A 12,246-nucleotide genomic window follows, 5' to 3' on the forward strand; every position below is an offset into this window, starting at 1 on the left:
ATAAATTTAATAGGTAAAATATCATGACAAAAAATGTGATCAAACAACTACAAGAACGTGGGCTGATTGCTCAGCTTACTGATGAAAAAGCACTAATAGAACAAATTGAACAAAATCCTATTGCGCTTTATTGTGGTTTTGATCCAACAGCAGATAGTTTGCATCTTGGTCATTTAGTTCCATTACTTTGTTTAAAACGTTTTCAGTTAGCTGGTCATAAACCTGTTGCGCTTGTAGGGGGAGCAACAGGATTAATTGGCGATCCAAGTTTTAAAGCTGTTGAACGAAAACTTAATACTGAGGAAACAGTTATTGAGTGGAGTGAAAAGATCAAACAACAAGTGTCACCATTTTTAGATTTTAATTGTGGTGAAAATTCAGCGATTGTGGCTAATAACTATGATTGGTTTAGTGGCATGAATGTACTGACATTTTTACGTGATGTTGGTAAGTATTTTTCAGTTAATGCGATGATTAATAAAGAATCAGTAAAACAACGTATAGATCGTGATGAGGTGGGTATTTCATTTACTGAATTTTCTTATAGCTTGTTACAATCTTATGATTTTGCTTGTTTGAATAAATCACATGATGTTGTTTTACAAATTGGTGGGTCTGATCAGTGGGGTAATATTACTGCAGGTATTGATTTAACTCGCCGTTTACATCAAAAACAAGTTTATGGCTTGACTGTACCGTTAATCACTAAATCCGATGGGACCAAATTTGGTAAAACTGAAAGTGGTGCCGTATGGTTAGATCCGAAAAAGACAAGTCCTTATAAATTCTATCAATTCTGGATAAATACTGCTGATGCTGATGTTTATCGATTCTTAAAATTCTTCACATTTATGCCTCTAAGTGAAATTGATGCATTGGAAGAAGAAGATAAAAATAGTGGTGTTGCACCACGAGCTCAATATGTACTTGCTGAGCAAGTTACACGCTTAGTTCATGGTGAAGAAGGATTGATTGCAGCAAAACGTATTACAGAAAGCCTATTTTCTGGTAAATTAACTGACTTGTCTGAAGCTGACTTTGAACAATTAGCTCAAGATGGTATGCCAGCATTAGCTGTTGAGGAAAGTATTGATTTACAACAAGCAATTGTTAATGCGGAATTTGCACCATCAAGAGGACAAGCTAGAACGATGATTGAATCTAATGCTATTGCTGTTAATGGTGAACGTAACACTACAACTGATTATCATTTTACTGATAGCGATAAACTATATAATCGTTATACTTTACTTCGTCGTGGTAAAAAATATTACTGCTTGTTAATTTGGAGTTAATTTCATGAAAAATATTTTATCGATTCAGTCACATGTTGTATTTGGTCATGCAGGGAATAGTGCGGCTGTATTTCCTATGCGTCGAATAGGCGTAAATGTTTGGCCTTTAAACACTGTACAATTTTCCAATCATACTCAATATCGACAATGGACTGGAACGGTAATGTCTGCATCGCATTTAACCGAAATTGCTGATGGAATTAATGAAATTGATGAATTGAAACGGTGTGATGCAGTATTAAGTGGTTATATGGGATCACCTGAACAAGGTAATGCGATTATTGAAATAGTTAAAAAAGTAAAAGCTGTTAATCCTAATGCTATTTACTTTTGCGATCCTGTAATGGGACATCCTGAAAAAGGATGTTTTGTTGCACCAGGTGTTTCTGAGTTTTTATGCAATACAGCATTGCCTATGGCTGATATGATGGCACCGAATATTTTGGAGCTTGAAGAGCTTAATGGAAAACAACGTATTAATAATGTTGATGAAGCAATTGTAGCTTGTCGAGAGTTATGTAAAAAAGGGCCTAAAGCGATTTTAGTTAAACATTTAAGCAGAGCTGGATATAAAATTGATCGCTTTGAAATGTTGCTTGTAACTAGCAACGAAGCATGGCATATTGACCGACCACTAGTTGACTTTGGTGTAAGACAACCCGTTGGTGTTGGTGATATGACAAGTGGACTTTTTTTAGCTAATGTTTTACTTGGGAAATCATTGGTTGAAGCTTTAGAACATACTACTTCGGCCGTGTATGCGGTTATGCTTGAAACCTTAAAACAAGATGAATATGAATTACAATTAGTTGCAGCTCAAAATGAAATTGAAAAACCAGCACAATGGTTTAATGCAAATAAAATTGATTAATTGTAAAAATATGTAACTGTTTGTAAAGATTAAATTAGCTAACGATTAGTATTAAATGAGGGTATGATGGATAATATTTCATTAGGAGTGATGCTCGTTGATTTACGAGAACAAATGGGATTAACTCAAGATGATATTGCCAATAAAATTCATGTGCGAAAGACAGTAATTGTTGATATCGAAAATGACCAATTACCTAACGCCCCACTTGTTTTTGTAAAAGGTTATATTCGTTCTTATGCCGAAATTGTTGGCTTATCATCAGAACACTATCAACCATATTTCGATGAATTAACTAAACAATCTAAGTCTCAACAAAAGAAAGTTCAAACGCAAGCATTTAAAACAAAAAGAACTAGAAAAGCTCCTTTTATTTTTTGGGGGATATTTATAATTCTTTGTGTGCTTGGTGTAATTTTATATTATGCCAATAAAGATAATACAAGTAATCTTATTGAAGTAAGTCATTATATTTCTCCAGCCTCTGCTACTCGTGTTAATAGTTAGCAAATTTTCTTATTCTCATACAGACATTTGTCTTAAATCTTGTTAAGATCATTACTAGTTATTTTGTAAAATGGTTAAGTATGTATGAGTCATCAAGATTCACCAATTGTTAGACGAGAATCTACCCGAATTTATGTCGGCAATGTTCCTATTGGTAGTGGAGCTCCGATTGCAGTTCAATCAATGACAAATACTCGAACCACAGATGTAGAAAAAACAGTAGCCCAAATTCAAGCTCTTGAACGTGTTGGTGTAGATATTGTGCGTGTTTCTATACCTACAATGGATGCAGCTGAAGCTTTTAAATTTATTAAGCAGCAGGCAAAAGTTCCACTCATTGCTGATATTCATTTTGATTATCGTATTGCATTGAAAGTTGCCGAATATGGCGTTGATTGCTTAAGAATTAATCCTGGCAACATAGGTAATGAATCAAGAATTCGAGCTGTTGTTGATTGTGCTAAAGATAAAAATATCCCGATACGAATTGGTGTTAATTCTGGTTCTTTAGAAAAAGATATTCAAGAAAAGTATGGTGAACCTACACCAAAAGCGATAGTTGAATCAGCGATGCGCCATGTCGATATACTTGATCGACTTAATTTTGATCAGTTTAAAGTCAGTGTAAAAGCATCTGATGTGTTTACTGCAGTTGATGCTTATCGATTGTTAGCTAAGCAAATAAAGCAACCATTACATCTAGGTATAACTGAAGCAGGCGGTGTTCGAAGCGGTGCTATTAAATCGGCCATTGGATTGGGATTATTGCTATCAGAAGGCATTGGCGATACACTTCGAGTTTCCTTAGCAGCTGATCCTACAGAAGAAGTGAAAGTTGGATTTGATATTTTAAAATCGCTGCGTATACGGTCTCGTGGTATTAATTTTATTGCGTGTCCAACCTGTTCTCGCCAAGAGTTTGATGTGATTAACACAGTCAATACATTAGAACAACGATTAGAAGATATTATTACACCAATGGATGTATCAATTATTGGTTGTGTGGTTAACGGTCCTGGGGAGGCATTAGCTTCAACTATAGGAGTTGCTGGAGGTCATAACAAAAGTGGTTTTTATGAAGATGGTGTGCGTATTGGTCGTATTGATAATGAACAAATGATTGATGAATTAGAAGCAAGAATTCGTGCTAAAGCATTAATATTGAAAAACAGAATTGCAGCAACTGAATTATAATTTTATTAGATAGCGAATAAATAAATGACAGAGAAAAAGATCCAATCTATACGAGGGATGAATGATTTACTCCCAACAGATAGTGCAAGTTGGCAACAGATTGAAAAAATCGTTAAAGGTGTACTAAACAGTTATGGCTACAACGAAATTAGAACACCTATTGTTGAAGATACCGCACTATTTAAGCGAGCGGTCGGAGAAATTACCGATATTGTTGAAAAAGAGATGTATACTTTCAATGACCGTAATGATGAAAGTATTACTTTACGTCCAGAAATTACTGCAGGTTGTGTTCGTGCAGGAATTGAACACGGTCTTTTTTACAATCAAGAACAACGTCTTTGGTATTTAGGACCAGCATTTCGTTACGAAAAACCACAAAAAGGGCGTTATCGTCAATTTCATCAATTTGGTGTTGAAGTCTTTGGACTTGAAGGACCTAATATTGACGCCGAGCTGATTTTATTAACGGCTCGTTTTTGGAGAGCTCTTGGTATCGAACAGCATACTTCTCTTGAACTTAATTCAATTGGTTCGCTTGAGGCTAGGGTCAACTATCGAAATGCATTAGTTACTTTTCTTGAACAATATAAAGATAAATTGGATGAAGATTGTTTACGTAGAATGTATACTAATCCGTTGCGCATACTTGATTCAAAAAACCCAGTAGTTCAAGAGCTGCTGAATCAAGCTCCAAAATTGTTTGATTATTTAGATGAGGAGTCCAAAATTCACTTCGAAAGCTTATGCCGACTATTGGATAGTGCTGGGATAGAATATAATATTAATCAAAGATTAGTACGCGGTTTGGATTACTATAATCGAACAGTTTTTGAATGGGTAACTAACAGCCTAGGGGCACAGGGAACCGTTTGCGGTGGTGGACGATATGATGGCCTTGTAGGTCAACTTGGGGGAAAACCAACACCAGCAGTTGGTTTTGCAATGGGAGTTGAACGTTTAGTCTTATTAGTTCAAGCGGTTAATCCATCATTTAATGGTGATAATTCGATTGATATTTATATGATCACCTCTGGTGAAGAAAAAACTATTTCAGTTGCTCAGAGTGTTGCAGAGCAATTGCGTGATGGTCTACCTGATTGGCGAATCATGACAAATTATGGTAGCAGTAATTTTAAGAAACAATTTACCAAAGCAGATAAATTAGGTGCTAAGATAGCAGTTATTATTGGTGAAAATGAATTAGCTAATCAAACAGTAATGATTAAAAATTTACAAACAGGCGAACAATTTGAAGTGGCACAAGCAGATATTGTCCAAACTTGTTTGTCTATTAAGTAAAGGAAATAGGAGAAAAACGTGAGTCATCAGTTATCCAGTGAAGAACAAATTGAAGAGATAAAAGGTTTTTTTGCTAAAACATGGAAAATTATGGTTGCCATTATTGTGATTGGATTATTGGCCTTTTATGGCTGGCGTTATTGGCAATCATATAAAGTTGAAAAGGCGATAGCATCATCAGATAAGTATGAACAATTAATTGCTCAATTAGATGATAATAAACCAGATTCTGTTAATGAATTAGTATCTTTTGCTAAAAACAATGATACTATTTATAGCGTGTTTGCTAATTTGCGTGCAGCAAAATTTTATGTTGAGGTATTAAAAGATTATTCTGGAGCTCAATCTTTGTTAGTTGATGCATTAAAGAAAACTGATTCAGAGCCAGTTAAAGCGATTACCAATATTCGTATAGCACGCTTACAGTATCAACAAGGTCAATATCAAGAAAGTCTAACATCTTTAAGTAATGTAACTAATGAAAGTTGGGGTGCCGTAATTAATGATCTCCGCGGTGATGTGCTTGTAAAAATGACTCGTTATGCTGACGCAGTTAGTGCTTATAATGTTGCTTTGACTTCTTCACCAACTAAAGATTTAGAAGAAAGTATTAAAATGAAGTTGAACCAAGCTGAATATTTAAAAGCAAAACAACAAGTTGAACAAGAAGCTTTAGCTACTAAAGAAAAGGCAGAAAAAGAGGCTCAGGCAGCCAAAGAAAAAGCAGAGCAAGAAGCTAAAGCGAAACAAGCTGCATCTGAAGAAAGTAAAAATTAATTTATCCTGCTATAAGGGTCTATACAATGAAGTTATCAAAATATCTTTTTGTTGGTGTTTTTGTTTTTTCACTAGCTGGGTGTTCTTTATTCGGTAAAGAAGATGAGATTGTACAAATTGCACCGTCACCGAAAGTAGATAATCAATTTTCTATCCAACAAGTATGGAAAAATAGTACTGCTGGTAATACTCATATTTATTCATTATTAGGTCCGATTAATTATGATAATGCTATCTATGTAGCGAGTCGTAGTGGACAAGTTAAGGCAATTGATTTATCAAGCGGTAATACTATATGGGATGCTAATTTATCTAAAAGTACACTTTTCAGTAGTAAAACTGCACTATTTTCAGGTGGTGTAAGTGCTGATGATAAATTTGTCTATGTAGGTAGTGAACGTGCCATTGTCTATGCGTTAGATCGTCTCAACGGTAAAGTTGTTTGGGAAAAAGCAGTGAAAGGGGAAGTACTTGCTCGCCCGGTATCTTCTGATAATAAATTAATAATTCATACTGCTAATGGTGTTCTTCAAGGTATTAATCGTGACACTGGTGATTATTTGTGGGATGTTTCCTTCGAAGTTCCAACATTATCAATAAGAGGTAACTCTACACCCACTATCGCTCATGGTGCAGCAATCGTTGGTGATGATAATGGTCGAGTAAATGCTTACTATATTAATGATGGCCAATTAATTTGGCAGCAACGCATTTCACAGCCATCAGGCTCTACAGAAATAGCAAAATTGAATGATGTTGATTCTACTCCGGTAGTTGAAGGTAATTTAGTTTATTCTGTTGGTTATAATGGTAGTGTTGTTGCGCTTGATTTAAGTAATGGTCAGACTGTTTGGCGTAAAGTACTAGGATCTATTCATAGCTTTGCTGTTGATACCGATAGATTGTTTGTTATTGATCAGGATGACAATGTTCGAGCCATCGCTAAGAGTGGTGGCGGAGAACTTTGGACTCAGTCAAACTTTACTCATCGTTTGTTAACTGATCCTGTCATCTACCAAAATTATGTCGTGTTTGGTGATTTTGAAGGTTACCTATATTGGTTAAATGCTGAAAGTGGTGAACTTGTTGCTAAAACACAAGTGAGTAGTAGCGGATTAATATCTAAACCATTAGTTGTAAGCAATAAGTTAATTGTCCAAGCTAAAAATGGTGATATTTACGCCTTTACAAAGAATTAAAGTAATCTAGAGAAGAAACATGGTACCTGTTGTAGCGCTTGTTGGTCGTCCAAATGTTGGAAAGTCGACTCTATTTAATCGGTTAACACGAACTCGAGATGCCTTAGTGGCTGACTTTCCTGGATTAACTCGTGATCGTAAATATGGAAGAGCTGAGATCAAGGGCCATGAATATATCTTGATTGATACTGGTGGTATTGATGGAACAGAAGATGGGGTTGAAAGCTTTATGGCTGAGCAATCTCTGCAAGCAATAGAAGAAGCTGATATTGTTCTTTTCTTAGTTGATGCTAGAGCTGGTACAATGCCAGCCGATCATACTATTGCAAAACATCTCCGTTCTCGCGATAAAGCTACTTTTTTAGTAGCCAATAAAATTGATGGTATTGATGCCGATACTGCGATTTCTGATTTTTATGGTTTAGGATTGGGAGAAATTCATCCAATTGCAGCTAGTCATGGTCGTGGTGTAAGTTCATTAATTGAAACTGTATTAGATCCTATTTTCCAGTTCGATAATAACGCAGATGATAATCAACAATTAGATGATCTAACTGAATTATGTGATGATTTTGTTGATGAAACAGAATCATTAATCAATCAACCTATCAAAGTTGCTATTGTTGGCCGACCAAATGTTGGTAAGTCAACACTAACTAATCGAATTTTAGGTGAAGAGCGAGTTGTTGTATATGATATGCCAGGGACAACTCGAGACAGTATCTATATACCAATGAATCGAGATGAACGTGAGTATATCTTGATTGATACGGCTGGTGTACGTAAACGAGGAAAAGTTACTGAAACAGTTGAAAAATTTTCAGTTATTAAAACGTTACAAGCAATTGAAGATGCTAATGTAGTTATTTTAGTTATTGATGCCAGAGAAGGTGTATCCGATCAAGACTTATCATTGCTTGGTTTTATTATTAATAGTGGGCGCTCACTTGTAATAGCCGTTAATAAATGGGATGGTTTATCACAAGATATCAAAGAGCAAGTTAAAACGACATTAGATGATAGATTAGATTTTATTGATTTTGCTCGTGTGCACTTTATTTCTGCGTTGCATGGTAGTGGTGTTGGTAACTTATTTGATTCGATTCAAGAAGCATATGATTGTGCAACACGTCGCGTTAATACCGCATTATTAACCAAGATTATGCAAATGGCACAAGATGACCATCAGCCGCCTTTAGTTCGAGGGCGACGTGTTAAACTAAAATATGCACATGCTGGTGGTTATAATCCACCAATTGTTGTGATTCATGGTAATCAAGTAGAAGATCTACCAGATTCTTATAAACGTTATTTGATGAACTATTTTAGACGATCACTAAAAATCATGGGGTCACCAATTCGAATTCAGTTTAAAGAAGGGGCTAACCCATTCGAAGGTAGAAAAAATACTTTAACTGCATCACAGCAACGTAAACGTCGTCGATTAATGAAGCATGTAAGAGGGCGAAATTAATTTATGTCAGGAAAATTAATAAATGATTCTGGGAAAGAAGGCCTTTGTCCAAAGTGTCATCATAAAATGAGTGTTGTTTCACCACAGAATTTTAATTGTCCTCATTGTAAGCAACATTATCTTGAACAGTATATTTGCCCGACTTGTTTGCAAAAAGCTCAAATGATCAAAGGTTGTGGAGCGGTTAACTATATTTGCCCAACTGATGGTTTGATATCCAGCAGTAAGGTGATATTTCATTACTTACCAGAATAGAAGCTTTATTTATATTAAAGCCATAAGAGGTTATTTTATGCGAATTATTTTATTAGGAGCACCAGGAGCAGGAAAGGGAACACAAGCACAATTTATTATGCAAAAATATGGTATTCCTCAAATTTCAACTGGTGATATGTTGCGAGCAGCAGTAAAAGCTGGTAGTCCACTTGGTTTACAAGCTAAGGAGTTAATGGATGCCGGTAAACTAGTTACCGATGAACTTGTTATTGCATTAGTTAAAGAACGTATTGCACAAAGCGATTGCGCTAATGGCTTTTTGCTAGATGGCTTCCCTCGCACGGTTCCACAAGCAGATGCGATGAAAACAGCTGGCATAAAGGTTGACTATGTGCTTGAATTTGATGTACCAGACGCAGTGATTATTGATCGCATGAGTGGGCGCCGAATTCATGCTCCTTCAGGTCGTGTTTATCACATTCGCCATAATCCACCAAAGGTTGAAAATGTTGATGATGTGACTGGTGAACCACTTACTATTCGCAAAGATGATAACGAAGAAATCGTTCGTAAACGCCTTGTTGAATATCACGATTTGACTAAACCACTAATTAGTTATTATCAGCATGAAGCCAAAGAAGGGCGGACACAATATTTCCGTATTGATGGAACGCAAGCTGTAACTGAAGTAACAAAAGAATTAGTGAAAATTTTAGGATAATTTGTTTTTTATTAAAAGCGCAAGGCAGTTAACACTATCTTGCGCTTTATCATCTTGAATGAATTTATGTTACTGCTTATACAATACTAATTTGAATATCTTAATAAAATACATTGATTCTATAATATTTTCTAATTAATTCTTTTGTTGTAATAAAGATGAATATTCACTAAAAATCATTCAGGTAGGGTGTTGATTTTATTGAATTTTTTATCGTATAGCAGAAAGCCTTATCTATACTGATAAAACTTTCAATTTTTAGCAAAAAGTAAAACACTATAAAACCATTCTTACAATATCGATTTCGCCTAATTCTTTATAAAGATTTTCGACCTGATCGATATGCGTTGCATTAATGGTAATTGATACAGAATGATAATTACCTTTACTACTAGGTTTGATTGATGGCGTATAATCGCCAGGAGCATGGCGTTGAATCACTGATACCACTTTGTCTACAAGCTCTGGTTTTGCTTCTCCCATTACTTTATAGGTAAAAGAGCATGGGAACTCTAATAACTCATTTAATTTAGTTTTTTGCATAATTTTATTTTTCTCGTTTATTTGGTTCGATGTATCGTTACGACTACCAAGAATAAACACTATATATAGGCAATTTACTATTCTTCAAGTAACGAATAATAAACATTGCTTTTTAAAGTATATATTTTGATCTATGATAGAAATTATAACATAGTGTAATTAACGTATCTTGCTATTTACTAATAAGGCTAAAATAACATGTCATCTAAATCCAATAATAAAGAACCTTTTGGTACATTATTAGGGTATGCGCCAGGTGGTGTTGCCATTTATTCATCTGATTATGAAACTTTAGATCAAAAACAATACCCTAATGATGCATCTTTTCGTAGCTATTCTGGTTATGAATATATGGGATATAAATGGCAATGCGTTGAATTTGCAAGGCGATTTTTATTTTTAAACTATGGTATTGTTTTTACAGATGTTGGTATGGCGCATGAAATTTTTTCACTACGTTTTCTAAGGAAAGTTGTTAATGAAGCGATTTTACCTTTGCAAGCTTTTGCAAACGGAAGCAAAAAAAAGCCCGAGGCTGGTGCGTTACTTGTTTGGGATGATGGTGGTTTTTTTGACCGTACAGGTCATGTGGCTATCATTACTGAAGTATTTAAAGATAAAGTACGGATAGCAGAACAAAATGTCATACATAAGCGTTTACCAATTGGGCAGCAATGGACTCGTGAACTTAAAATGACAGTGACCAGTGACGGTTACCAACTACATGACTCGTTTGATGATACGAAAATCTTAGGGTGGATGATTCAAACTGACAAGACTGAATATAGTTTACCGCAACCTAAAATTCCTAAACCGTTACTTGAAATTCATAGCGCGCATATTGAAAACCAAGGTCAATTTGATAAAAATTGGTTAAATGAATCAGATCCATTAGAAAGTGCGTATGTTTCAGCGACAGGTCATGCTATTAGTCATGATGATCACTATCGCTATTTCACTATTTCTGAAAGTGCCGAACAAGAGCTTATTCGCGCAACCAATGAATTACATTTAATGTATTTGCATGCCACAGATAAAGTATTAAAGGACGATAATTTATTACTTAATTTTAATATCCCAGAAATATTATGGCCAAGATTAAGACTTTCATGGCAGCAGCGCCGTTACCAAATGATTACTGGGCGGTTAGATTTTTGTATGGATGAACGAGGCTTTAAAGTCTATGAATATAATGCTGATTCTGCTTCTTGTCATACTGAAGCAGGTCATATTTTGCAAAAATGGGCTATTCAAGCTGGACTGAATATAGGAACCAATCCTAGTAGTGGTTTACTTAATTCTTTAGCTAACTGTTGGAAGCATAGTGATGCTCAATCTTTTGTTCATATTATGCAAGATAATGATAGTGAAGAAAATTATCATGCATTATTTATGCAAACAGCACTTACTCAAGCGGGATTTAATAGCAAAATTTTACGAGGGCTTACTGGACTAAGATGGGATAAACGTGGTCGACTTGTTGATGATGAAGATCGCCAAGTAACTTGTGTTTGGAAGACATGGGCTTGGGAAACGGTATTAGAGCAACTTCGAGAAGAAAGCGAGGCACAAATTGCAGGATTACCAATTCGTACATGGCATCCTGAAAATTCAGTTAGATTGCTCGATGTGCTTTTGCGACCAGAAGTCTCTGTTTTCGAACCACTGTGGACGGTTATTCCAAGTAATAAAGCTATTTTACCCGTATTATGGTCTTTATTTCCTAATCATCGTTACCTATTAGAGTCTACATTTGAACTCAATGAAAGCCTAATTAAAAAAGGTTATGCAATAAAACCAATAGCTGGACGCCGTGGTAGTGATATTCAATTAGTGAATAATCAAGAACAGATCCTTGATAAAACAGTAGGTCGATTTGCTAAACAAGAAAATATTTATCAAGAACTATGGTGCTTACCGAAAGTCGAAGATCGTTATCTACAGTTATGTACTTTTACTGTTGGTGGACATTATGGTGGGACTTGCTTACGCTCCGATCCTTCTTTAGTTATAAAAGGTGAAAGCGATATGCAACCATTACGAGTATTAACAGATGATGAGTTCTTAAAATAATTTTGTAAAAAACTTTCAGGAAAGTATATGTTTTAGTATAAAAATTGAATTCATCAATTGTATCGTAATTATAA

General features: G+C 35.2%; 12 protein-coding genes. 11 read left to right on the forward strand and 1 reads right to left on the reverse strand.

The genetic code is table 11. The features are described from left to right. Positions 1–23: 23 nt before the first annotated feature. The 10 genes from tyrS to adk all read left to right on the forward strand — a co-directional run bounded on the left by tyrS (position 24) and on the right by adk (position 9,556). Positions 24–1,295 carry a tyrosine--tRNA ligase gene (tyrS, locus tag A9G44_RS04145; RefSeq protein ID WP_218837530.1) on the forward strand — a complete coding sequence of 424 codons (1,272 nt, stop codon included), beginning with the start codon at positions 24–26 and terminating at the stop codon, positions 1,293–1,295. Between the two features lie 4 nt (positions 1,296–1,299). Beyond that, positions 1,300–2,166, forward strand: coding sequence for a pyridoxal kinase PdxY (pdxY, locus tag A9G44_RS04150; RefSeq protein WP_034913287.1), 867 nt, complete (start codon positions 1,300–1,302; stop codon positions 2,164–2,166). Positions 2,167–2,229: 63 nt separating this feature from the next. Then, on the forward strand, positions 2,230–2,673 hold the full coding sequence (locus tag A9G44_RS04155; RefSeq protein ID WP_080702351.1) for a helix-turn-helix domain-containing protein: 444 nt from the start codon (positions 2,230–2,232) through the stop codon (positions 2,671–2,673). 84 nt (positions 2,674–2,757) lie between these two features. After that, the gene (ispG, locus tag A9G44_RS04160; RefSeq protein ID WP_065609318.1) at positions 2,758–3,867 is read left to right on the forward strand and encodes a flavodoxin-dependent (E)-4-hydroxy-3-methylbut-2-enyl-diphosphate synthase; all 1,110 of its coding nucleotides are present in this window, start codon (positions 2,758–2,760) and stop codon (positions 3,865–3,867) included. Between the two features lie 24 nt (positions 3,868–3,891). Then, complete coding sequence (gene hisS, locus A9G44_RS04165) at positions 3,892–5,169, forward strand: histidine--tRNA ligase (protein ID WP_065609320.1); 1,278 nt, start codon at positions 3,892–3,894, stop codon at positions 5,167–5,169. Between the two features lie 18 nt (positions 5,170–5,187). After that, positions 5,188–5,946: a YfgM family protein gene (locus A9G44_RS04170; protein WP_034913298.1), complete on the forward strand. Its 759-nt coding sequence runs from the start codon at positions 5,188–5,190 to the stop codon at positions 5,944–5,946. 26 nt (positions 5,947–5,972) lie between these two features. Then, positions 5,973–7,145, forward strand: a complete 1,173-nt coding sequence (gene bamB / locus A9G44_RS04175; RefSeq protein WP_065609322.1) for an outer membrane protein assembly factor BamB — start codon at positions 5,973–5,975, stop codon at positions 7,143–7,145. A 19-nt stretch (positions 7,146–7,164) separates the two neighbouring features. Further along, a complete protein-coding gene (gene der / locus A9G44_RS04180; protein ID WP_065609323.1) occupies positions 7,165–8,619 on the forward strand; it encodes a ribosome biogenesis GTPase Der in 1,455 nt (484 codons plus the stop codon). Positions 8,620–8,622: 3 nt separating this feature from the next. Next, positions 8,623–8,874, forward strand: a complete 252-nt coding sequence (locus A9G44_RS04185; RefSeq protein WP_081297592.1) for a YfgJ family double zinc ribbon protein — start codon at positions 8,623–8,625, stop codon at positions 8,872–8,874. Between the two features lie 37 nt (positions 8,875–8,911). After that, positions 8,912–9,556 (forward strand): adenylate kinase, encoded by a 645-nt coding sequence (gene adk, locus A9G44_RS04190; protein WP_065574343.1) that lies wholly within the window; start codon positions 8,912–8,914, stop codon positions 9,554–9,556. A gap of 276 nt (positions 9,557–9,832) precedes the next feature. On the opposite strand, the gene ybeD is transcribed toward adk, so the two are convergent. After that, complete coding sequence (ybeD, locus tag A9G44_RS04195) at positions 9,833–10,099, reverse strand: DUF493 family protein YbeD (protein WP_034913328.1); 267 nt, start codon at positions 10,097–10,099, stop codon at positions 9,833–9,835. 198 nt (positions 10,100–10,297) lie between these two features. Between ybeD and gss the strand changes: the two genes are divergently transcribed. Further along, positions 10,298–12,172, forward strand: coding sequence for a bifunctional glutathionylspermidine amidase/synthase (gene gss / locus A9G44_RS04200; protein ID WP_034913310.1), 1,875 nt, complete (start codon positions 10,298–10,300; stop codon positions 12,170–12,172). Positions 12,173–12,246: the final 74 nt, after the last annotated feature.

Source organism: Gilliamella sp. Occ4-3 (assembly GCF_001690675.1).
GTDB classification, from domain to species: domain Bacteria; phylum Pseudomonadota; class Gammaproteobacteria; order Enterobacterales; family Orbaceae; genus Gilliamella; species Gilliamella bombi.